The sequence below is a fragment of the Streptomyces sp. NPDC022910 genome, assembly GCF_055561075.1.
The window spans coordinates 82,390-104,242 of sequence record NZ_JBVHHL010000014.1 but is presented as its reverse complement, the minus strand read 5'-3'; the positions used below and the strand labels follow the sequence as shown (position 1 = coordinate 104,242).

Sequence of the window (21,853 nt, the reverse complement as noted above, 5' to 3'; positions counted from 1 at the left end):
CAGATACGGGAGATCCGAGAGGCGCGCATGACCTCTGTGCCCACACCGATCCCCTCCCGCACGCAGTTCGTGCTGGAGGGGATCAAGCACCGCATCCTCACCGGGCAGCTGACGCCAGGTCAGGCCCTGGTCGAGACCGAACTCGCCGCTCGGTTCGGGGTGTCCAAGACCCCCGTGCGCGAGGCGCTGAAGACCCTGGCCGGGACCGGGCTCGTCGTGATGAACCAGTACAAGGGCGTCACAGTGCGCCTGGTGGACGCGGACATGGCACGCGAGGTCTATGACGTCCGGCTGCTCCTCGAGCCGGAGGCGCTGCGCCGCTCGGTGCGGCGGGGCGCTTCCCTGGACGCGGCGCGCGACGCGTTGAACCGGGCCGACGCGGCCACGGACACCGCCGAGCGCTCCCTCGCCAACAGGGAGTTCCATCGCGCCCTGTACCTGCAGTGCGGCAACCCGCTGCTCGGCCGGATGCTCGACGAGGTCCGCGACCAGGCCGCCCTCGTCTCCGCCGTCGCCTGGGCCGCCGACCCCTCCTGGGAGCGGGAGGCCGCCGAGCACCGGCAGATCCTCCGGCTCGCCCAGGAGGGCGAGGCCGACAGCGCGGCGAGCGCCCTGCGTGACCACATCGCGTCGTTCGTCCGGCGGGCGTTCCCCCAGGACCTGGAAGGGGAAGGTCAGGAATGAGCAGCGTGGCGTTCGAGCCCCAGCGGGCGGCCCTGGCCGACGTGGTGGCGATCCCGGTGACCCCGTTCGCCGAGGACGGCACCGTCGACCGGGACGCCCACCGGGCGCTGCTGCGGCGGCTGCTCGACGGCGGGGTCAGGACCCTGACGCCGGGCGGCAACACCGGCGAGTTCTACGCCCTCACTCCCGAGGAGCGGCGCCTGGTCAGCGAGCTGACCATCGAGGAGGCAGGGGAACGGGCCGCGATTCTCGTCGGTGTCGGGCACGAGGTGCCCACCGCCGTCGCCTCCGCCCGGCACGCCCGAGAGCTGGGCGCCGCGATGGTGATGGTCCACCAGCCCGTGCATCCCTACGTCTCGGCCGGCGGCTGGGTCGACTACCACCGGGCGGTCGCCGAGGCCGTGCCCGAGCTGGGGGTGGTCCCCTACATCCGCAACGCGCAGCTGCCCGGTGCCCGGCTCGCCGAACTCGCCGACCACTGCCCGAACGTCATCGGGGTGAAGTACGCCGTCCCGGACGCCGCCCGGTTCGCCGCCTTCGCGCGGGACGCGGGCCTCGAGCGCTTCGTGTGGGTGGCGGGCCTCGCCGAGCCCTACGCCCCCTCGTACTTCTCCGCGGGAGCCACCGGTTTCACCTCCGGACTCGTGAACGTCGCCCCGGCCGTTTCGCTGAACATGATCGATGCGCTTCGATCCGGGGACTATCCGGCGGCCATGAAGGTCTGGGAGCAGATCCGCCGCTTCGAGGAACTACGCGCGGCCAACGGCTCTGCCGACAACGTCACCGTCGTCAAGGAGGCCCTCGCCTCGCTCGGCCTGTGCCGCCGCGACGTGCGCCCGCCGAGCAGGGCGCTGACCGGGGAAGAGCGCGCCGAGGTCGCCGCCATAGCCGCCGGGTGGTCCCTGTGAAGAAGGCCGGGGAACTCAGGAGCCACCAGTGGTACGGCACCGACGGGCTGCGATCCTTCAGCCACCGGGCCCGCACCCGCCAGCTCGGCTACCTCCCCGAGGAGCACCTGGGCAAGCCCGTCATCGCCATCCTCAACACCTGGTCGGACATCAACCCGTGCCATGTGCACCTCCGCGACCGGGCCCAGGCCGTGAAGCGGGGCGTGTGGCAGGCCGGCGGTTTCCCGCTGGAGTTCCCGGTCTCCACGCTCAGCGAGACCTTCCAGAAGCCGACCCCGATGCTCTACCGGAATCTGCTCTCCATGGAGACCGAGGAGCTGCTGCGCTCCTACCCGGTCGACGGGGCCGTGCTCATGGGCGGCTGTGACAAATCCACACCCGCTCTCCTCATGGGCGCCGCCTCCGTGGGCCTGCCCACCGTCTTCGTGCCCGCGGGGCCCATGCTGCCGGGCCACTGGCGCACCGAGGTCCTCGGCTCCGGCACCGATATGTGGAAGTACTGGGACGACAAGCGCGCCGGGCTCATCGGGGACTGCGAGATGGCGGAGCTGGAGAGCGGGCTCGCGCGGTCACCGGGGCACTGCATGACGATGGGGACGGCGTCCACGCTGACGGCCGCCGCCGAGGTGCTCGGCGTCACCGTGCCCGGCGCGTCCAGCATCCCCGCCGTCGACTCCGGACACGACCGCATGGCCGCCGCGTCCGGCCTCAGAGTCGTCGAACTCGTCCACCAGGACCGCGGGATCGGCGACATCCTCTCCCGCGAGGCGTTCGAGGACGCGGTCACCACGGTCCTCGGGCTCGGCGGCTCGACCAACGCCGTCATCCATCTGATCGCCATGGCCGGACGGGCCGGTGTCCGGCTCACCCTGGACGACTTCGACCGCATCGCGCGGACGACCCCCGTACTGGCCAACGTCCGGCCGGGCGGCGAGCGGTACCTCATGGAGGACTTCCACTTCGCGGGCGGCCTGCCCGGGTTCCTGGCCCGGATCCCGGACCTGCTGCACCTGGACCGGCCGACGGTCGCGTACGACACCCTGCGCGAGCAGATCTCGGGCGCCCAGGTGCACGACGACGACGTCATCCGGCCCCGCGACAACCCGGTCGCGACGGAGGGAGGAGTCGCCGTCCTGCGCGGCAACCTGTGCCCGGACGGTGCCGTCATCAAGCACATCGCCGCCGAGCCGCACCTGCTGAGGCACACGGGGCCCGCGGTCGTCTTCGACGACTACAAGACGATGCAGCGGACCATCAACGACCCGTCCCTCGGCATCACCGAGGACAGCGTGCTGGTGTTGCGCAACGCCGGACCCAAGGGCGGCCCGGGCATGCCCGAGTACGGGATGCTGCCCATTCCCGACCACCTGCTGAAGCGGGGCGTACGGGACATGGTGCGGATCTCCGACGCCCGGATGAGCGGCACGAGTTACGGCGCGTGCGTGCTGCACGTGGCACCGGAGTCGTACGTGGGCGGACCGCTGGCCCTCGTGCGGACCGGGGACAGCATCACGCTCGACGTAGGGGCGCGCACCCTCCGGCTCGACGTGGACGACGAGGAGCTGGAGCGCCGCCGCACGCGGTGGACGCCGCCGCCCGCCCGCTACGAGCGCGGCTACGGCGTCCTCTACAACGGACAGATCACGCAGGCGAACACCGGCTGCGACTTCGAATTCCTGGCCCGGCCGGGGAAGGTGCCGGACCCGTACGCGGGGTGAAGCGGGCCCCGACCGTGCCTCTCTCCCGTCCGCCCACCCCTGAATCACCGGTGGAACGCTTCAACTACGTGGGACCTGCACGACCGTGCAGTACAAGTCCGGCACCCGCAGGCACATCGAGTCCCTCGGGTACGACATCATCGCCAACTTCGGCGACCCGTACGCGGACCTCGACGGGGGGCTACACCGACAAGGCGTACAAACTCCCCGCTGTGACCAGAAGAGGGTGATCCGCCCACGTTCGCGCAGCGCGCTGCGGATCCGGGTGCGGGCCAGATTGGCAACCACCCCGCGCGCGTATGCCACGGGTGGTCCGCCGCTCGCACCCGGTCCCAGCGGTGCCACAGGGCGAGCAGCGCGTCCGTGAACGCCCGGAGTGCTTCCCGGTCGAGAGCCGGAAGCGTAGCAGCGTTCGTACAGGTCATCGAACGTCGTATGGCGGGCCGAACTTGATTCCGTAACACGGAGAAAACCTGAAACCGCTTCACCGAGGGAACAATCCAGCCAGCATCCCGCACCGGTTCACCAGGCAACGAGGAGTTTCGCCATGTCCGACACACAGAAGGTGGCCGACCGGTCAAGTGCCGCGCCCCCCGCGATGAACGGCGTCGACCGGTTCTTCAAGATCTCCGAACGGGGCTCCACCTTCGGCCGGGAGATACGCGGCGGCTTCGCCACGTTCTTCACCATGGCCTACATCCTTGTCCTGAATCCGATCATCCTGGGCAGCGCCAAGGACAAGTTCGGCCACCAGCTCGACACCGGCCAACTGGTCACCGCCACCGCCCTGGTGGCCTGCGTGATGACGGTCATCATGGGCGTCGGCGGCAATCTGCCCCTCGCCATCGCCGCCGGCCTCGGCCTCAACGCGGTCGTCGCCTTCCAGCTCGCTCCGCTGATGAGCTGGGCCGACGCGATGGGCCTCGTCGTCCTCGAGGGCATCCTCATCTGTGTGCTGGTCCTCACCGGACTACGGGAAGCGATCATGAACGCGATCCCGCAGCAGCTCAAGCAGGCCATCGGCGTCGGCATCGGACTGTTCATCGCCTTCATCGGCTTCGTCGACGCCGGGTTCGTCAGCCGCATCCCCGACGCCGCGAGCACGACCGTGCCGGTGCAGTTGGGCGCCGTCGGCCGGCTGACCGGCTGGCCCGTGCTGGTGTTCTGTCTCGGTGTGCTGCTGACCATCGGGCTGCTCGCGCGCAAGGTGAAGGGCGCGATCCTGATCAGCATCGTGACCATGACCGTCGTCGCGATCGTCATCAACGCCGTGGCCGACATCAAGAGCTGGGGGCTGACCACGCCGAAGGTCCCCGACAAGATCGTGGCGAGCCCGGACTTCGGACTCGTCGGTCACTTCAGTCTGTTCGGCGGCTTCGGGAAGGCCGGCGTGCTCACCGCCGTCCTGCTGGTCTTCACCCTGATCCTGTCCGACTTCTTCGACGCCATGGGCACCATCGTCGGCATCAGCGCGGAGGCGGGACTGCTCGACGAGAAGGGCAAGGTGCCGGGCATCGGGCGCGTCCTGTTCATCGACGGCGCCGCCGCGGTGGCCGGCGGTGTGGCCTCCGGCTCGTCCAACACCGCCTACATCGAGTCCGCGGCCGGTGTCGGTGAGGGCGCGCGCACCGGGTTCGCCAACCTGGTCACCGGCGGCCTCTTCGGACTCGCGCTCTTCCTCACCCCGCTGCTGACCATCGTGCCGCTCCAGGCCGCGGCACCCGCCCTGATCGCCGTGGGCTTCCTGATGATGACCCACGTCAAGCACATCGACTGGGACAGGTACGAGATCGCCATCCCGGCCTTCCTCACCATCGCCGCGATGCCGTTCACCTACTCGATCACCGACGGCATCGGCGCCGGCTTCCTGGCGTACGTCGTGATCAAGACGGTCCTCGGCAAGGCCAAGGAGGTCCACTGGCTGCTGTGGGGCGTGTCGGCGCTGTTCCTGGTGTACTTCGCGATCGATCCGGTGGAGCAGATCCTGGGCGTGAAGTGAGGTTCGGGGACGACCTGTCGGGGTCGTCCCCGACGGGTCGTCCCCGACCGTCTAGCCCTTGAGCGCCGCCTGCATCATCGCCTTGGCCACCGGCGCGGCCAGCCCGTTGCCGCTCACCTCGGAACGCGCCGCGTCCGACTGCTCGACCATCACCGCGACAGCGACCTCCTTGCCGTCGGAGTCGGACTTCGCGTACGACGTGAACCAGGCGTACGGCGTCTTGCTGTTGTTCTCGCCGTGCTGGGCCGTACCCGTCTTGCCGCCCACGGTCGCTCCGGCGATCTGCGCGTTCGTGCCCGTTCCCTGGGTGACGACCGTCTGCATCGCGGACCGCAACTGCCCGGCGGTCGACGAACTGACGATCTGCTGGGCCGCCGCGCTGTCGTCGTAGTTCGTCAGCACATCGCCGCCGCTGTCGGTTATCTGCGAAACCATATGCGGTGAGACCAGCTTGCCGCCGTTCGCTATGGCCGCCGACACCATGGCCATCTGCAGTGGCGTCGCCGTGACGTCGAACTGGCCGATGCCCGACAGGCCTGTCTGCGCCTTGTCCATGCCCGACGGGTACACGCTGGCGTAGGCCCGTACCGGCACGTCCTGCCGGTCGTCGTTGAAGCCGAACTTCTCGGCCATCGCCCGGACCTTTTCCTGCCCGAGGTCGACGGCCATCTTCCCGAAAACGTTGTTGCACGAGTAGCGCAGTGCGACGCGGATCGAGGCGTTCTCGCACGGCGCGTTCGGATTCTCGTTCGACAGTGTTCGGGTCGTGCCGGGCAGGGTGTACGGGTCGGGGCTGTCGGTCTTCTGGTCCACCGACGAGTACAGCCCGTCCTCCAGCGCGGCCGCCGCCACCACCAGCTTGAACGTCGAGCCCGGGGGCAGCGGCTGGCGCAGCGCGCGGTTCGTCAGCGGCTTGTCCGGGTCATTGTTGAGCTGCTTCCAGGCCGTCCCCGCGGTGTTCGCGTCGGTCAGCGACGACGGGTCGTACGACGGGGTGGACACGACCGCGAGGATCCTGCCGTTCGTCGGGTCGATCGCGACAGCCGCGCCCTTCTTGGTGCCCAGTGCCCGGTACGCGGCCTTCTGCACGTTCGGATCGATCGTCGTGACCACGTTGCCCGGATCGGCCCGCTTGTCGGTGACCGTGTCCATGACGGTCTTCAGACGGCTGTCCGTGCCGTTGAGCAGGTCCTGGTAGATGCCCTCCAGCTGGGTCGGCGCGTAGCTCTGCGAGGCGTATCCGGTCACCGCCGCGTACAGCCTGCCGTCCGTGTAGGTGCGCTTGTACGCGAGGTCGCCGCCCGTCGTCCGCGCGGAGCCGGTGACCGACCGGCCGGCCACGATGATGTTCCCGAGCGGGGCCGCATAGGTGCTGATCGCGTTCCGCCGGTTGTCCTTGTCGTCCGCGAGCGCCTTGCCGTCGTAGAACTGCACCCACGTCGCCCTCACCAGCAGAGCGAACACGAGCAGCAGCGCGAAGACCGACGCTTTCCTGATCGTCTTGTTCATCCCGGTCAGGAAGACGACCGGGACGGCGGCAATCGTTCCTGATCCGCCCGAATTCTCATCGGCCGTTCATGAAAGGGGTCGCATGGGCTTCGCCACCCGGGACGGCGGGGCCGGCGGGCACGCGCTCAGGCCTTCAGGACGAGGACGACCTCCTCGATCTCCTCGCCGCGGGCGTGTGCGAAGCCCCTCGCCCGGGCCGTCTCGGCGAAGCCGCACTTCTGCAGCACCCGGCGCGAGCCCGCGTTGTCGGCGGCGGCCCGGGCGTACAGCGGGCGTTCCGGAACCTGCTCCAGCAGGAAGCGCAGCGCGGCCGTCGCGATGCCCCGGCCCCAGTACGCGCGGTCGATCCAGTACGTGACCTCGCGTTCGCCCGGCTCGCCGTACACCCCCGCGCTGCCCACCACGTCGCCGTCCACGAGCACCGTACGGATGTCGACGTCGGAGTACGTACGGAGCCGTGCCCAGTGCTCGTCGAAGGCGGAGCGGTCGGCCGGGTCCGCGGGTGTGAACGCGGCCATCCGGAGCGCCACGGGATCGTTCATCTGGCGGAAGAAGACGGGCAGGTCGCTGTCGTGGACCTCGCGCAGGACGACCTCCACGTCACAGCCTCCGCGTCGCGAGGGTGAGACGGTCCCGGGCGTCGAACAGCGCGTCCTTGATCATCTGCTCGTGGGCCGGGGTCAGCCGGGCCACCGGGACCGAGCAGCTGATCGCGTCGCGGGCCGGGGTGCGGTAGGGAATGGCGATGCCGAAGCAGCGCAGGCCCAGTGTGTTCTCCTCGCGGTCGACGGCGAAGCCCTGCTCGCGGACCTGGTGCAGCTCCTCTATGAGCTTCTCCCGGTCGGTGATGGTGTGTTCGGTCAGCGCCGGCAGCGTCTCCGGCAGCATCTTGCGGACCTGCTCGTCGGTGTACGTGCTCAGCAGCGCCTTGCCGAGTGACGTCGAGTGCGCGGGCAGCCGACGGCCGACGCGCGTGAACGGGCGCAGATAGTGCTGCGACTGGCGGGTCGCGAGGTACACGACGTTCGTGCCGTCCAGGCGCGCCAGGTGGATCGTCTCCGTGGTGTCGTCCGACAGCCGGTCCAGCGTCGGGCGCGCCGCCGCAACCACCTCGTCGCCGTCGATGTACGACGTGCCGACCAACAGCGCCCGCACACCGATGCCGTAGCGTGTGCCCGTCGCGTCGGTCTCCACCCAGCCCAGCTCGACGAGGGTGCGCAGCAGCATGTAGAGGCTGGACTTGGGATAGCCCACCGCCTCCTGCACGGCGGCCAGGGAGTGCATACCGGGACGGCCGGCGAAGTACTCGAGCAACTCAACCGTCCGCACCGCGGACTTGACCTGCGCCCCGCCGCCTGTCTCGCCTGACATCGCCCTTGACCCCTTCGTTCGACGGGAAATAGTCTCCGAGCAGCATATTCAACATCAGAGACAGCGTTCAGTATATCGAACAGTCCTGGTGGATGGCGTAAGAACTGCGGCAAGACATCTGGAGGGACCCGCGGTGGCAGCAGCACCAGTCTGGAGTGTCGACCCCCGTACCGGGAAGCAGCGTGAACAGGTTGCGGTGGAGGCCACGGCCCAGGAGGTGGATGCCGTCGTCCGCGCGGCCCACGCCACGCGCGGAGCCCTCGCCGACCGCACCGTCCGCTCGGCCTTCCTTCGCACCGCCGCCGACCAGTTGGAGGCCGCGAAGGACCGGCTCGTCGAGGCGGCGGACGCCGAGACCGCGCTCGGCCCGGTCCGGCTGACGGGCGAACTTGCCCGTACCTGTTACCAGCTGCGCGCGTTCGCGGACATCGTCGACGAGGGTGCCTTCCTCGACGTCGTGATCAACCACCCGGACGACACCGCCACGCCGCCGATCCCCGACCTGCGCCGCTACAAGGTCCCGCTGGGCGTCGTCGCCGTCTACTCGGCGTCCAACTTCCCGTTCGCCTTCTCGGTGGCCGGCGGCGACACCGCGAGCGCGCTCGCGGCGGGCTGTCCCGTCGTCGTCAAGGCCCACCCCGACCACCCGGCGCTCTCGGAGCTGGTCGCGGCGACGCTGCGCCGGGCCGCCGAGCAGCACGACATCCCCAGGGGTGTCATCGGGCTCGTCCACGGCTTCGAGGCGGGCATCGAGCTGATCAAGCACCCGTTGATCGCCGCCGCCGGGTTCACCGGCTCGGTACGCGGCGGCCGTGCCCTCTTCGACGCGGCGGCGGCCCGTCCCGTGCCCATCCCCTTCCACGGCGAGCTGGGCTCGCTCAACCCGGTGGTCGTCACCGAGGCCGCCGCCGCCGAGCGGGCCGAGGCCATCGGCGCCGGTCTCGCGGGCTCCATGACCCTGGGCGTCGGCCAGTTCTGCGTCAAGCCGGGCTTCGTCCTGGCCCCTGCCGGTGCGGCGGGCGACCGCCTCGTGAAGTCCCTGACCGACGCCGTCAGCGACACCGACGCGGGGGTCCTGCTCGACCACCGCATGCGCGACAACTTCATCGCCGGAGTCGCCGAGCGTGCCGCGCTCCCCGACGTGGAGTCGCCGGTCACCGCCGGGGCGGGCGGCGAGCACACCGTCAGCGCGGGATTCCTCACCGTCCCGGCCGAGAAGCTCACCGCCGAGGGGGAGTACGACCTCCTCCTGGAGGAGTGCTTCGGCCCGCTCACGGTCGTCGCGCGGTACGAGGACGAGGACCAGGCCAAGCGCGTCCTGGACCGGCTCCCCGGCAACCTCACCGCGACGGTGCACCTGTCGACCCAGGAGGCGGCGGGCGAGGGCCGTGGCGCGGAGATCCTCGCGGAGCTGACCCCGCTCGCGGGGCGCGTCCTCGTCAACGGCTGGCCGACGGGTGTGGCGGTGGCACCCGCCCAGCACCACGGCGGCCCCTACCCGGCGACGACGTCCACGTCCACGTCGGTCGGTGGCACGGCCATCGAGCGGTGGCTGCGACCGGTCGTGTACCAAGGCGCCCCCGAGGCCCTGCTCCCGCCGGAGCTGCGCGACGACAACCCGCTCGGGCTGCCGCGGCGCTTCGACGGGCGCCTGGAGAGGTGACCGTCCGGCGGACCGCGCCGCAGGAGCTCTGGTGCGTCGCGGTCCGCCGGCGCTCTCCGGTTGATCGCGCAGTTCCCCGCGCCCCTTCGGGGCGCTCCTGAGAGACTTCCTCAATGGACGTTGAACTTCCCGAACTCCCGTTTCCCCTGCGCACGTACGGGCCCGACGGCCACTGGTCCTACGAGGACGGGGTGCTCACCGGCTGGGCGGGGGCCCGGCAGGATCGTTTCGTTCCGCCCACCGGTGAGGGGCTGGAGCCGGCCTCCGACGCGCCCCGGCTCCTCGGTGCACCCGAGGGCGACTTCCAGCTGATCGCCCGGGTCACCGTGGGCTTCAACGCGTCCTTCGACGCCGGCGTGCTCTACGTCCACGTCGGCGAGCGGGCCTGGGCCAAGCTCTGCCTGGAGTACTCCCCGGACGTGCCCACCGTCTGCACGGTGGTCACCCGCGGCCACTCCGACGACGCGAACTCCTTCACTGTGGAGGGAAGTTCGGTCTGGCTCCGGGTGAGCAGAACGGGCAGGGCGTTCGCGTTCCACGCGTCGCGGGACGGGAAGCTGTGGACGTTCGTCCGTCTGTTCACGCTGGCCGACGATGAGCCGACCTCGGCGGGGCTGGTGGGCTTCATGACGCAGTCGCCGGTGGGGGAGGGGTGCGTGGTCACCTTCGACCACCTGGAGTACCGGGACTCGTGGCCGGAGGGCCTGCGCGACGGCTCATGAGGACCGGTGCCGCAGGCGCAGCGTGGCCACCCGTCGTGGCCACCCGTCCAAGGGACGGACCTCGCTGCCACCGCAACGGGGGAGGCCCTGCGCCGACACCCGCGGCCGGGGCATGCGCAACTCGACAAGCCGCTCACGCCCACCTGCCTGGCCCGGCACACCGGCGTCAGCGTGCGCACCCTCACCCGTCGCTCCCGCGTGGGTACCGTCGACTCGCTGCCCGGCCATCTCGTCCGCCGTACGGGTCTCATCCCGAGCGCCTACCGCACCCGGTTCAGCCGGCTCGGAACCGTCCCGGGTTCCTGCACGTCCTCCGTTGCATGATCGAAGACCGCTTGACCGGAAACCGGGTGATTCGTACCGCTCTGCCCGCCGAGGCGCGGGCCGTCGCCGATCTGCATGCCCGGGCCCGGGCGACGTACTACCCCCACGGGCTGCCGCAGGACGGCATCGACTGGCCGGCCGCCTGGCAGGTGGCCGTCGAACGGCCTGACGGCCATGTGCTGTGCGCCGTCGAACACGGCCGGATCGTCGCCCTGGCGTCCTTCCGTACTCCGGACGGCGCACCGGCCGACACCGTGAAGCTCTTCCAGTTCCATGTCGACCCCGGGCACTGGCGCCGGGGGATCGGCTCCGAGTTGCATGCCGCCTGCGTCGAGGAGTGGCAGGCCGACGGCAGGCGGACGGCCGTCCTGGACGTGCATACGGACAACCGGCGCGCCCAGGCCTTCTACGCCCGCCTCGGGTGGTTCCCCGATCCGGAGAACCCGCCCGCCGAAGGCGACCATCCCCTTTTCCTCCGCTATGCCGTCCCCGGGGAATGAAGCGGGAATGACCCCAACCGCTTGAACGTTCACACACAGAGAGCGCGGAGGGAGTCTCCGTACCCGTACGACCTGGAGAGAAGCCGAAGACATGCGCGTCGAGATCTGGACGGACATAGCTTGTCCCTGGTGCTACGTGGGCAAGGCCCGCTTCGAGAAGGCGCTCGAGACCTTCCCGCACCGGGACGACGTCGAGGTGGTGCACCGCTCCTTCGAGCTGGATCCGCACCGCGCCAAGGGCGACGTCCAGCCGGTTCTCACGATGCTCACCAAGAAGTACGGGATGAGCGAGGCGCAGGCGCAGGCCGGCGAGAACAACCTGGGCGCCCAGGCCGCCGCCGAGGGCCTTGAGTACCGCACGACGGGCCGCGACCACGGCAACACTTTCGACATGCACCGTCTGCTCCACTTCGCCAAGGGACAGGGCAGGCAGGACGAGCTGATCCAGATCCTGTACCGGGCGAACTTCGCCGACGAGCGGTCCGTCTTCACCGAGGGCGACGATCGGCTGGTGGAGCTGGCCGTGGAGGCCGGGCTCGACGCGGAGGAGGCCCGCAAGGTCCTCGCCGACCCCACCGCGTACGCCGACGCCGTGCGCGCCGACGAGCGGGAGGCGGCCGAGCTGGGCGCGAACGGCGTGCCGTTCTTCGTCCTCGACCGGAAGTACGGTGTCTCCGGTGCCCAGCCTGCGGAGGTCTTCACACAGGCGCTGACTCAGGCGTGGGGCGAGCGCCCGCCGCTGAAGCTGATCGAGGACGGCGGCGCGGACGCCTGCGGTCCGGACGGGTGCGCGGTGCCGCAGCACTGAACAAGGGCGCAGGTCGGCGCGGACGTATAAGCGCTCCTTGGCGAAACCACGTAGAAATCCGCAATGGACTACGACTTCACCGGGCCGCACAGTGGTGGCATGGAGACCTTCGAGACCCTCGTCCGTGCCGAGTTCGCTCCAAGGAACACCTATCTGAACACCGCGAGCGCCGGGCTGCTGCCGGCCCGCACGGTGGAGGCCATGCGGACCGCCGTGGAGTCGGCGGCCGCCGGGCGGCCCACCGACATGTTCGCCGACGTGGAGGCCGCCCGCGCCTCCTTCGCCCGGCTGACCGGGGTCCCCGTCCGCCGGGTGGCGGCGGGGGCCTCGGTCGCCGTCTACACCGGGCTGATCGCCGCCTCGCTGCCCCAGGGCGCCGAAGTCCTCACCGCCGAGGCCGACTTCAGCTCCGTGGTGAACCCCTTCCACACGCGCGGGGACCTGAAGGTGCGCGCCGTGCCGCTGGAACGCCTCGCCGAGTCGGTGCGGCCCGGCACCGCGCTCGTCGCGGTCAGCGCCGCCCAGTCCGCCGACGGACGGGTGGCCGACCTGTCCGCGATCCGCGCCGCCGCGCGCGAGCACGGGGCGCGTGTGTACGTCGACGCGTCCCAGGCCGCCGGCTGGCTGGATCTCGACGCGGACGCGTTCGACTACGTCGCCTGCGTCGCCTTCAAATGGCTGGTCTGCCCCCGGGGCGTGGCGTTCCTGATCGTTCCGGAGGATCTCGGCGGCCTCACCCCGCTGTTCGCCGGCTGGGTCGCGGGGGAGCGGCCCTGGGACAGCTGCTACGGCCCCGTCGAGGAACTCGCCCACTCGGCACGACGCTTCGACGAGAGCCCCGCCCTCTTCTCCTACGCCGGCGCCCGCCGCTCCCTCGAACTGCTCGAGGAACTCGGCGTGGACGCCGTGCGCGCGCATGACCTCACCCTCGCCGACCGCTTCCGTACGGGACTTCACGCCCTCGGCCACGAGCCGGTCCCCGCACCGGATTCGCCGATCGTGTCCGTGCCCGGACTCGGTCACCGGCAGCATGAGTTGAGCAGCGCGGGGATCGAGGTCTCCGAGCGGGCGGGCAACCTGCGGGCCGCCTTCCACCTGTACAACGCGCCCGCGGACGTCGACCGCCTGCTCGACGCGCTGTCCGGCTGACCCCGGCGGTGTCCGGAGCCCCTCCCGCGAGAGGCTCCGGACCAGGGTCACCGCACCGGTGTGAAGTCCCGCGCCCCGATGAATTCGGGCCGCCGGATCGGTGCCGCGAACGGCTCCACCGCCTCGTTCTCCACGCTGTTGAACACGATGAAGACGTTGCTGCGAGGGAAGGGCGTGATGTTGTCCCCCGACCCGTGCATGCAGTTGCAGTCGAACCAGGTCGCCGAACCGGCCTTGCCGGTGAACAGCCTGATGCCGTACCGGGTCGCCATGGCGGTCAGCGCCTCGTCGGACGGCGTGCCCGCGTCCTGCATCTGCAGCGACTTCTTGTAGTTGTCCTCAGGCGTGGCTCCGGCGCAGCCGAGGAACGTCCTGTGCGACCCCGGCATGATCATGAGGCCGCCGTTGGTGTCGTAGTTCTCGGTCAGCGCGATCGAGACGGACACCGTCCGCATGTTCGGCAGACCGTCCTCGGCGTGCCAGGTCTCGAAGTCGGAGTGCCAGTAGAAGCCGCTGGCCCCGAAGCCGGGCTTGACGTTGATCCGCGACTGGTGGACATACACGTCCGAGCCGAGGATCTGCCGCGCCCGCCCGACGACGCGCTCGTCGCGGACGAGCCGCGCGAACACCTCGCTGATCTTGTGAACCTCGAAGACTGAGCGGATCTCCTTGGACTTCGGCTCGACGATCGACCGCTCGTCGGAGCGGATCTCCGGGTCGGTGACGAGCCGCTGCAACTCCTGCCGGTACAGGGCGACGTCGTCCTGACCGATCAGCTCGTCGACGGCGAGGAAGCCGTCGCGCTCGTACGCCTGGAGGTCGGCGACGGAGATCGGCCCGGGAGTGCCGGGCGCACCCCAGACGACCGGGTCCTGACGGGGGACGGACACCTCGGTGGCGCCGCGGCTGGGGTACAGATCGGTGACGGTGGTGGTCACGTGATTCACACCTCCTCGGTCAGCAGGGGGTAGACGCCGTTCTCGTCGTGGTCCTCCCGGCCGGTCACGGGCGGATTGAACACGCAGATGCAGCGGAAGTCCTCCTTGACCCGCAGCGTGTGCCGCTCGTGCCCGTCCAGGAGGTACATGTTCCCGGGCGTGATCGTGTACGTCTTCCCGGTCTCGTGGTCGGTCAGCTCCGCCGCGCCCTCGACGCACACGACGGCCTCGATGTGGTTCGCGTACCACATCGACGTCTCCGTGCCCGCGTACAGGATCGTCTCGTGCAGGGAGAAGCCGACCTTCTCCTTGGCGAGGACGATGCGTTTGCTCTCCCAGGTGCCCGATGCCGCCTTGATGTGTCGGTCGGTGCCTTCGGTGTCCTTGAACGAACGGACGATCACGGTGGTGTGTGCCTCCTTCTCGGGTGGTGTTCAGACGGTCTCTCGGACGGCGCGGGCGAGGGCGCTGAGGCCCTCGTCGAGCTCGTCCGGGGTGATGGTGAGGGCAGGGAGCAGCTTGAGGACCTCGCTCTCGGGGCCCGAGGTCTCCACGAGCAGCCCGAGTTCGAATGCGCGGCGGGAGACGCGCTCGGCGCGGCTCTTGTCGTGGAACTCCAGGCCCCACACGAGCCCGCGCCCGCGGTACTCCTTGACATCGGCGAGGTTCTCCTCGGTGATCGAGATCAGCCCCTGCTCGATCTGTTCGCCGCGCGCCCGCGTCTGCTTCTCCATGGCGGACCCGTCGGTCCAGTAGGTCTCCAGGGCCGCGGTCGCCGTGACGAACGCGGGGTTGTTGCCGCGGAAGGTGCCGTTGTGCTCGCCCGGCTCCCAGATGTCCAGTTCGGGCTTGAACAGGCACAGCGACATGGGCAGTCCATAGCCGCTGATGGACTTGGAGACGGTGACGATGTCCGGCACGATCCCGGCCTCCTCGAAGGAGAAGAAGGCGCCGGTGCGCCCGCAGCCCATCTGGATGTCGTCGACGATCAGCAGCATGTCGCGGCGTGCACACAGGTCGGCGAGCCCCCGCAGCCAGTCCGGCCGGGCGACGTTGATGCCGCCCTCGCCCTGCACGGTCTCGACGATGACCGCTGCGGGACGGTTGAGCCCGGACCCCTGGTCCTCCAGCAGCCGCTCGAACCACAGGAAGTCCGGGACCCGGCCGTCGAGGTAGTGGTCGAAGGGCATGGGTGTCCCGTGCACGAGCGGTATCCCGGCGCCGGCGCGCTTGAAGGCGTTGCCGGTGACGGCGAGGGACCCGAGAGACATGCCGTGGAAGGCGTTGGTGAAGGACACGATCGCCTCGCGGCCCTTCACCTTGCGGGCCAGCTTGAGGGCGGACTCGACGGCGTTGGTGCCGGTGGGCCCCGGGAACATGACCTTGTACGGCAGATCGCGCGGCCGCAGGACGAGGTCCTGGAAGGTCTGGAGGAAGGAACGCTTGGCGGTGGTCGACATGTCGAGCCCGTGGGTGACGCCGTCCCGCTCCAGGTAGTCGATCAACGCCCGTTTCAGTACGGGGTTGTTGTGGCCGTAGTTGAGCGACCCGGCGCCGGCGAAGAAGTCGAGGTACTCGTGGCCGTCCTCGTCGTGCATGCGGCTGCCCCGCGCGCGGTCGAAGACGGTGGGCCAGCCGCGGCAGTAGCTGCGCACCTCCGACTCCAGGGTCTCGAAGACGCTGAGGTCGGGCTGGGTGATGGTCACGGCGAAAACGCTCCTCGGTGGTGGGGGGAGAGGGAGTGCGTGGCGGTCAGACGGAGAGGGGGCCGATGCGGTGGAGGACCTCGGGGGCGTGCGGCCCGTCGGGGAACTGACGTGTCTCGAAGAGGACTTCACGTTCCACCTCCGCGCCGTGGCGTCGCGCGTACGACGTGAACAGGCGCTCGGAGGCGGTGTTGCCCGGGGTGATCGTCGTCTCGATCCCGGTGACCCCGTGCTCCTCCACGACCCGTGCCGTGAGCGCGTCGAGCAGTCGCGCCGCGAGCCCGCGCCCCCGGTGGGCGGAGTCGACGGCCACCTGCCACACCAGGAGGGTGCGCGGACGGTCGGGCCGGAGGTACGCGGTGACGAACCCGACGGGCCGTCCGTCGGGCTCGGCGCGCACCACCGCCGAGGTGCCGGCGAAGTCACGGCACCACAGCAGATAGCTGTAGGAGGAGTTCAGGTCGAGGCTTACGGACTCCTCGGCGATGCGCCAGAGGGCGGCCCCGTCCGCCACCTCGGGACGGTCGATCCGCAGTCCCTCCGGCATTTTCGGGAATTCCGCTTGCAGGTCTGCTTGTGCGGCGGTCATGCGGAGGGAATTTACCCACGGAAATTCAAAATTGCATCGCCCGACGGGCTTACGGACGGACGGTGTATGTGTTATCGCGCAGGCGCGTGTGTCCACGCGAGGTCGCGGCGATTGGCGTGGTTATGCCCGGAAAATACCGGACAAAAGGGCACGGTGTGGAGTCGGTCACACCCCGGTAATCCTCACGAGATCTACCCGAATTACGCCGGTTGGTGTTCGCAGAATCTTTGCGTTTAGGTCAGAGAAAAGCGGGCAGAAGAATATGGGTAGCTGCCCTCGAAGGAATTCGATAATTACGCGGAAGGGGTCCGGAAAGCAATGCCGATTTCAGGCCCCGGCCACTCGCCGGACGCGCACCCGGCGTTTCTATGCCCAGGCCTCCCCGACCGCCCGTCGAGCGGCCTGAAGGTCCACCGTGGCTCCGAACTCGCCCAGTGCCGCGCCGAGCGCGGCCAGGCTCGCTCGCACGACCTCGGCCGTCGCGTCGGACCCGTAGTGGTTCACCCGGATCATCTCCGACGCCAGTGCACCCCCACCGGCTGCCAGGGGTGCTGTGGCATTCGCCCCCAGGGCCTTCGCCACCAGCTCGGACGCGTCCACGGCCGCCGGCGTACGCAGGGTCGTGGCGACCGGGGCCGCCTTTGCCTCCTCATGCACATAGGGCTCCAGGCCGGCGCCCAGGGCGACCGCCCCCGCCCGCGTAGCCGCGGCGGCGGACCGGTGCCGGGCCATCACGGCGCCCAGCCCCTCCGTCTCGATCCGCTCCACGCACGCCTCCAGCGCCAGCATCTCCAGCTGTGCCGGTGCGTGCAGCAGCGCCTTGCGGCCGCCGTCGATCCAGCGCTCCTTCCAGTCCAGGAGCGACAGGTACGAGCGGCGCGGCGCCCGCGGGTTGGCCGCCATCCGCGCCCACGCCCGCTCGCTCACCGACACCGCCGACACCCCGGCCGGCCCGCCCATCGCCTTCTGGGCTCCGATCACGCACACGTCCACACCCCATGCGTCCGGCAGTACCGGCTCGGCGCCGATCGAGGCGACGGCGTCCAGATAGAACAGCGCACCGTGCTCGCGCACCACCGCGCCGATCTCCGCCACCGGGTTGGTGTTGCCGGTCGCCGCCTCCGCGTGCACCAGCGACACGAAGTCGATCTCCGGATGCTCGGTGAGGGCCTGACGGATCTGCTCCGCCGTGACCGCCGTGTGGAACGGTACGGCCAGGTCGTACACCGTTGCACCGGAGTCCCGCAGCCAGTTGCCGAAGGTCTGCCCGTACGGCCCGGTGATCACGTTCAGCGCCGTCGTGCCGGGCCCGGCGCACCCGCGGATCGCACCCTCCAGCGGCAGCAGCGCCTCGCCCTGCATGATCACGACGTCCTGCTCGGTGGACAGCAGCCGTGCCACCCGGTCCTCGATCGAGGCGAAGCGGTCGGCGCTCAGCGGGGCGAGGTCCAGGAAGGGGTGGGTCACGGCGGTGCTCTCTTCGCTCACGGGGTTGACGGAGTCGAGGGTAACCGGGGCGTGTTCCACGCCACTCACCGGCGACTTCTGAGGTGGACCAGCTTCGCGGCCATCGGATTGGTTTGAGGGGCCCAAAGTTCTCCTTATAATCGGAACCCACAGTTCCCCCACAGAGAGGTCCCCCGTGAATACGCTCCTCGGGCGCCGGGCCCGCGTCCTGGCCGCCATCACCGCGACGGCGGGCGTGGTACTCGTGGCCGGCTGTACTTCGAGCGGCAGCGGCGGCAGCGCCGCGAAGACGGCCGCCGGAGGGGTGGAACTGGTCAAGGCCGGTCAGCTCACCACCTGCACGCACCTGCCGTACCCGCCCTTCCAGTCGGAGATCAACGGCAAGGTCCAGGGCTTCGACGTCTCGCTGATCGACCTGGTCGCCGAGGACCTCGGTGTGAAGCAGCAGATCCTCGACACGCCCTTCGAGAACTTCAAGACCGGCGCGTTCCTCAACTCCGGCCAGTGCGACCTGGCCGCGGCCGGAATGACCATCACCGCCGAGCGCAAGAAGAACGTCGACTTCTCCGACCCGTACTTCGACGCCACCCAGGCGGTGCTGGTCGACGCGAAGAGCGGCATCAACTCGCTGGCCGACGTGAAGGCCCAGGGCAAGAAGCTCGGTGCCCAGGCGCAGACGACCGGTGAGGACTACGCGAAGAAGCAGGGCTTCGACCCCATCTCCTTCGAGTCCTCCGACGCCGTGATCAACGGGCTGCGCACCGGCCAGGTCCAGGCGGTCGTCATCGACTACCCGGTCGTCCAGGGCTGGCTCAAGGACAAGGCCAACGCCGACGCCTTCAAGGTGGTCGACAACCTCAGCACCGGTGAGCAGTACGGCTTCACGGTGAAGAAGGGCAACGCGAAGCTCCTCGCCGCGGTCAACAAGGCGATCAAGGACGCGAAGGCCGACGGCACGTACAAGACCCTGTACGAGAAGTGGATCGGCCCGTACAACGCGTCCGTCGCCTCGTCCTCCGCCTCATGAGCGACGCGACCGGCACAGCCGGCGCCGAGATCCAGCCCCGCAAGAAGGGGCTGACTCGGCGTCAGAAGCGCAGGCTGTCGCGCGGCGTCCAGTACGCCGTCTTCGCCGCGGCCGTGATCGCCTTCGCGGTCACGGCCGACTGGGGACGGCTGCAGAACCAGTTTGCGCAGGCCGACATAGCCCGCCAGATGTTCCCGGACGTCATCACGCTGGCGCTGAAGAACACCGTGCTGTACACCGTGTCCGGCTTTGTCGTCGGCCTGGTTCTCGGCATGGTCGTCGCGCTGATGCGACTGTCGTCCGTAGGCCCGTACCGCTGGATCGCCGGGGTCTACATCGAGATCTTCCGTGGTCTGCCCGCTCTGCTGATCTTCATCTTCGTCGGCGTCGCCGTGCCGCTGGCCTTCCCCGGCACGGAGATCGTCGGCGGCACCTACGGCAAGGTGGCCCTCGCGCTCGGCCTGGTGGCCGCCGCGTACATGGCGGAGACGATCCGCGCGGGTATCCAGGCCGTGCCCAAGGGCCAGACGGAGGCCGCCCGTTCGCTGGGCTTCTCGCCGGCCCGAGCCATGGTCTCGATCATCATCCCGCAGGCGTTCCGGATCATCCTCCCCCCGCTCACCAACGAGTTGGTCCTCCTCTTCAAGGACTCCTCGCTGGTGCTGTTCCTCGGCGTCACACTGGAGGAGCGCGAACTGTCCAAGTACGGCCGTGACCTGGCCAGCCAGACCGCCAACTCCACACCGATCCTGGTCGCGGGCCTGTGCTATCTGCTGGTCACGATCCCGCTCGGCTTCGCCGTACGGCGTATGGAGGCCAAGGCCCAGGAGGCCGTCAAGTGAGCAGTACCCCCGAGATCCGGATCCGCGACCTGCACAAGTCCTTCGGTGACAACGAGGTGCTGCGCGGCATCGACCTGGAGATCGGACAGGGCGAGGTGGTCTGCGTCATCGGCCCGTCCGGCTCCGGCAAATCGACCCTCCTGCGCTGTGTGAACCTCCTGGAGGAGCCCGCCAAGGGGCAGGTCTTCGTCGGCGGCACCGAGGTGACGGACCCCGACGTGGACATCGACGCCGTACGTCGTCGTATCGGCATGGTGTTCCAGCAGTTCAACCTCTTCCCGCACCTCACGGTGACCGAGAACCTCACGCTCCCGCAGCGCCGGGTGCTGCGGCGGGACAAGGCCATGGCCGCGAAGGTCGCCGCGGCGAACCTGGAGCGCGTGGGTCTCGCCGAAAAGGCGGACGCCTATCCCTCCTCCCTCTCCGGCGGCCAGCAGCAGCGCGTCGCCATCGCCCGTGCGCTCGCCATGGGCCCTGAGGTGATGCTCTTCGACGAGCCGACCTCCGCACTGGACCCCGAGCTGGTGGGCGACGTCCTCGCCGTGATGCGCATGCTCGCCGACGAGGGCATGACGATGATGGTCGTCACCCACGAGATGACCTTCGCGCGCGAGGTCGCCGACCGAGTGGTGTTCATGGACGGCGGCGTGATCGTCGAGGCCGGCGCCCCGGAGCAGGTCATCGGCAACCCGAGCCACGAACGCACCCGCCACTTCCTCTCCCGGCTGCTCGACCCCGCGACGGCCGAGGTGGAGGAGGAGAGCTCCGACCAGGTGGGCGAGGCCGACCAGCGGGCGAACTAAGGTGCAGTACATGAGCGATCGCGCGGTGCTGCACGTGAAGGGACGGGTGCTCGTCGGGCCCGAGGAGGTCCGCGACGAGCTGTGGGTCGTCGACGGCCGGATCTCGTACGACCGCCCGGCCCGCGCCCGTGACATCCGGACCGTCGAGGGCTGGGCGCTGCCCGGTCTCGTCGACGCGCACTGCCACGTCGGCCTCGATGCCCACGGCCCGGTCCCTGAGGACGTCTCCGAGAAGCAGGCGCTGACCGACCGCGACGCGGGGACCCTGCTGATCCGCGACGCGGGTTCCCCGTCCGACACGCGCTGGATCGACGACCGCGACGACCTTCCGAAGATCATCCGGGCCGGCCGGCACATCGCGCGCACCCGCCGCTACATCCGCAACTACGCCTGGGAGATCGAACCCGAGGACCTGGTCGCCTATGTGGCCCAGGAGGCCCGGCGCGGCGACGGCTGGGTCAAGCTGGTCGGCGACTGGATCGACCGGGACGCCGGGGACCTGACCGCATGCTGGCCGCGCGAGGCGGTCCGGGCGGCGATCGCGGAGGCACACCGCCTGGGCGCGCGGGTCACCGCGCACTGCTTCGCCGAGGACTCGTTGCGGGACCTGGTCGAGGCGGGCATCGACTGCATCGAGCACGCCACGGGCCTGACGGAGGAGACGATCCCGCTGTTCGCCGAGCGGGGTGTCGCGATCGTCCCGACCCTCGTGAACATCGCGACCTTCCCGCGGCTCGCCGACGGGGGTCAGTCGAGGTTCCCGCGCTGGTCGGCACACATGCGACGGCTGTACGAGCGGCGGTACGACACTGTGCGCGCCGCGTACGACGCCGGGATCCCGGTGTACGCCGGCACCGACGCCGGTGGAGGGCTGGCCCACGGACTGGTGGCCGGCGAGGTGGCCGAGCTGGTGTCCGCCGGGATCCCGCCGGTGGAGGCGCTGTCCGCGACCACATGGGGTGCCCGCCGTTGGCTGGGGCGACCCGGACTCGAGGAAGGGGCGCCCGCGGACCTCGTGGTGTACGCGACGGATCCGCGCACGGACGTTCGCGTACTGGCGGCGCCGCGCCGGGTGGTGCTGAACGGACGCGTGCTCGGGTAGGCGCCGTCACCCGCGCTCCGGTCA

The 21,853-nt window shown here is 69.9% G+C and carries 21 protein-coding genes and 3 pseudogenes; 15 read left to right on the top strand and 9 right to left on the bottom strand.

The window, feature by feature from the left end; all coding sequences use genetic code 11:
- The first annotated feature begins 27 nt into the window (after positions 1–27).
- The 4 genes and pseudogenes from ACZ3TS_RS16360 to ACZ3TS_RS16345 form a co-directional block, all read left to right on the top strand.
- Positions 28–684: a GntR family transcriptional regulator gene (locus ACZ3TS_RS16360; RefSeq protein ID WP_467618229.1), complete on the top strand. Its 657-nt coding sequence runs from the start codon at positions 28–30 to the stop codon at positions 682–684.
- The gene (locus ACZ3TS_RS16355) at positions 681–1,592 is read left to right on the top strand and encodes a dihydrodipicolinate synthase family protein (RefSeq protein ID WP_467618227.1); all 912 of its coding nucleotides are present in this window, start codon (positions 681–683) and stop codon (positions 1,590–1,592) included. The genes ACZ3TS_RS16360 and ACZ3TS_RS16355 overlap by 4 nt, the downstream gene beginning before the upstream one ends.
- Positions 1,589–3,310, top strand: coding sequence for an L-arabinonate dehydratase (gene araD / locus ACZ3TS_RS16350; RefSeq protein ID WP_467618226.1), 1,722 nt, complete (start codon positions 1,589–1,591; stop codon positions 3,308–3,310). Before ACZ3TS_RS16355 ends, araD begins: the two co-directional genes overlap by 4 nt.
- A gap of 76 nt (positions 3,311–3,386) precedes the next feature.
- Positions 3,387–3,540 (top strand): annotated as a pseudogene (locus ACZ3TS_RS16345) (HAD family acid phosphatase); the annotation flags it as partial.
- Here ACZ3TS_RS16345 and ACZ3TS_RS16340 read toward each other — a convergent pair.
- A pseudogene (locus tag ACZ3TS_RS16340) lies at positions 3,518–3,672 on the bottom strand (SigE family RNA polymerase sigma factor); the annotation flags it as partial. The pseudogenes ACZ3TS_RS16345 and ACZ3TS_RS16340 sit on opposite strands and share 23 nt — an antisense overlap.
- 185 nt (positions 3,673–3,857) lie before the next feature.
- Between ACZ3TS_RS16340 and ACZ3TS_RS16335 the strand changes: the two are divergent.
- A complete protein-coding gene (locus ACZ3TS_RS16335) occupies positions 3,858–5,309 on the top strand; it encodes an NCS2 family permease (protein WP_467618224.1) in 1,452 nt (483 codons plus the stop codon).
- A gap of 51 nt (positions 5,310–5,360) precedes the next feature.
- On the opposite strand, the gene ACZ3TS_RS16330 is transcribed toward ACZ3TS_RS16335, so the two are convergent.
- From ACZ3TS_RS16330 to ACZ3TS_RS16320, 3 genes are all read right to left on the bottom strand, one after another.
- Entirely contained in the window at positions 5,361–6,818 is a 1,458-nt protein-coding gene (locus ACZ3TS_RS16330) for a peptidoglycan D,D-transpeptidase FtsI family protein (RefSeq protein WP_467618222.1), read from the bottom strand.
- A gap of 125 nt (positions 6,819–6,943) precedes the next feature.
- Positions 6,944–7,417 (bottom strand): GNAT family N-acetyltransferase, encoded by a 474-nt coding sequence (locus ACZ3TS_RS16325; RefSeq protein ID WP_467618220.1) that lies wholly within the window; start codon positions 7,415–7,417, stop codon positions 6,944–6,946.
- Between the two features lies 1 nt (position 7,418).
- Complete coding sequence (locus ACZ3TS_RS16320; RefSeq protein ID WP_467618217.1) at positions 7,419–8,189, bottom strand: IclR family transcriptional regulator; 771 nt, start codon at positions 8,187–8,189, stop codon at positions 7,419–7,421.
- A gap of 133 nt (positions 8,190–8,322) precedes the next feature.
- On the opposite strand from ACZ3TS_RS16320, the gene ACZ3TS_RS16315 reads away from it, so the two are divergent.
- The 6 genes and pseudogenes from ACZ3TS_RS16315 to ACZ3TS_RS16290 all read left to right on the top strand — a co-directional run bounded on the left by ACZ3TS_RS16315 (position 8,323) and on the right by ACZ3TS_RS16290 (position 13,355).
- Positions 8,323–9,852, top strand: coding sequence for an aldehyde dehydrogenase (NADP(+)) (locus ACZ3TS_RS16315; protein ID WP_467618215.1), 1,530 nt, complete (start codon positions 8,323–8,325; stop codon positions 9,850–9,852).
- Positions 9,853–9,965: 113 nt separating this feature from the next.
- On the top strand, positions 9,966–10,574 hold the full coding sequence (locus tag ACZ3TS_RS16310) for a DUF1349 domain-containing protein (protein WP_467618213.1): 609 nt from the start codon (positions 9,966–9,968) through the stop codon (positions 10,572–10,574).
- 55 nt (positions 10,575–10,629) lie between these two features.
- Positions 10,630–10,898 (top strand): annotated as a pseudogene (locus tag ACZ3TS_RS16305) (AraC family transcriptional regulator); the annotation flags it as partial.
- Positions 10,895–11,398, top strand: coding sequence for a GNAT family N-acetyltransferase (locus ACZ3TS_RS16300; RefSeq protein WP_467618211.1), 504 nt, complete (start codon positions 10,895–10,897; stop codon positions 11,396–11,398). The pseudogene ACZ3TS_RS16305 and the gene ACZ3TS_RS16300, both read left to right, overlap by 4 nt.
- Positions 11,399–11,489: 91 nt before the next feature.
- Positions 11,490–12,206: a DsbA family oxidoreductase gene (locus ACZ3TS_RS16295; RefSeq protein WP_467618209.1), complete on the top strand. Its 717-nt coding sequence runs from the start codon at positions 11,490–11,492 to the stop codon at positions 12,204–12,206.
- A 63-nt stretch (positions 12,207–12,269) separates the two neighbouring features.
- A complete protein-coding gene (locus ACZ3TS_RS16290) occupies positions 12,270–13,355 on the top strand; it encodes an aminotransferase class V-fold PLP-dependent enzyme (protein WP_467618207.1) in 1,086 nt (361 codons plus the stop codon).
- Positions 13,356–13,402: 47 nt separating this feature from the next.
- On the opposite strand, the gene thpD is transcribed toward ACZ3TS_RS16290, so the two are convergent.
- From thpD to ACZ3TS_RS16265, 5 genes are all read right to left on the bottom strand, one after another.
- Positions 13,403–14,293, bottom strand: a complete 891-nt coding sequence (gene thpD / locus ACZ3TS_RS16285; protein ID WP_467618204.1) for an ectoine hydroxylase — start codon at positions 14,291–14,293, stop codon at positions 13,403–13,405.
- A 5-nt stretch (positions 14,294–14,298) separates the two neighbouring features.
- Entirely contained in the window at positions 14,299–14,697 is a 399-nt protein-coding gene (locus ACZ3TS_RS16280; protein ID WP_467618203.1) for an ectoine synthase, read from the bottom strand.
- 30 nt (positions 14,698–14,727) lie between these two features.
- Positions 14,728–15,999: a diaminobutyrate--2-oxoglutarate transaminase gene (ectB, locus tag ACZ3TS_RS16275; protein ID WP_467618202.1), complete on the bottom strand. Its 1,272-nt coding sequence runs from the start codon at positions 15,997–15,999 to the stop codon at positions 14,728–14,730.
- 46 nt (positions 16,000–16,045) lie between these two features.
- Entirely contained in the window at positions 16,046–16,588 is a 543-nt protein-coding gene (gene ectA, locus ACZ3TS_RS16270) for a diaminobutyrate acetyltransferase (protein ID WP_467618199.1), read from the bottom strand.
- A 366-nt stretch (positions 16,589–16,954) separates the two neighbouring features.
- Positions 16,955–18,055 carry a pyridoxal-phosphate-dependent aminotransferase family protein gene (locus tag ACZ3TS_RS16265; RefSeq protein ID WP_467618344.1) on the bottom strand — a complete coding sequence of 367 codons (1,101 nt, stop codon included), beginning with the start codon at positions 18,053–18,055 and terminating at the stop codon, positions 16,955–16,957.
- A gap of 175 nt (positions 18,056–18,230) precedes the next feature.
- Between ACZ3TS_RS16265 and ACZ3TS_RS16260 the strand changes: the two genes are divergently transcribed.
- The 4 genes from ACZ3TS_RS16260 to ACZ3TS_RS16245 are packed head-to-tail and all read left to right on the top strand — an operon-like array spanning position 18,231 to position 21,829.
- Positions 18,231–19,082: a transporter substrate-binding domain-containing protein gene (locus ACZ3TS_RS16260; protein ID WP_467618197.1), complete on the top strand. Its 852-nt coding sequence runs from the start codon at positions 18,231–18,233 to the stop codon at positions 19,080–19,082.
- The gene (locus ACZ3TS_RS16255) at positions 19,079–19,924 is read left to right on the top strand and encodes an amino acid ABC transporter permease (protein ID WP_467618195.1); all 846 of its coding nucleotides are present in this window, start codon (positions 19,079–19,081) and stop codon (positions 19,922–19,924) included. The genes ACZ3TS_RS16260 and ACZ3TS_RS16255 overlap by 4 nt, the downstream gene beginning before the upstream one ends.
- Positions 19,921–20,727 carry an amino acid ABC transporter ATP-binding protein gene (locus ACZ3TS_RS16250; RefSeq protein ID WP_467618193.1) on the top strand — a complete coding sequence of 269 codons (807 nt, stop codon included), beginning with the start codon at positions 19,921–19,923 and terminating at the stop codon, positions 20,725–20,727. The genes ACZ3TS_RS16255 and ACZ3TS_RS16250 overlap by 4 nt, the downstream gene beginning before the upstream one ends.
- Before the next feature lie 10 nt (positions 20,728–20,737).
- The gene (locus ACZ3TS_RS16245; RefSeq protein ID WP_467618191.1) at positions 20,738–21,829 is read left to right on the top strand and encodes an amidohydrolase family protein; all 1,092 of its coding nucleotides are present in this window, start codon (positions 20,738–20,740) and stop codon (positions 21,827–21,829) included.
- Positions 21,830–21,853 lie beyond the last annotated feature (24 nt).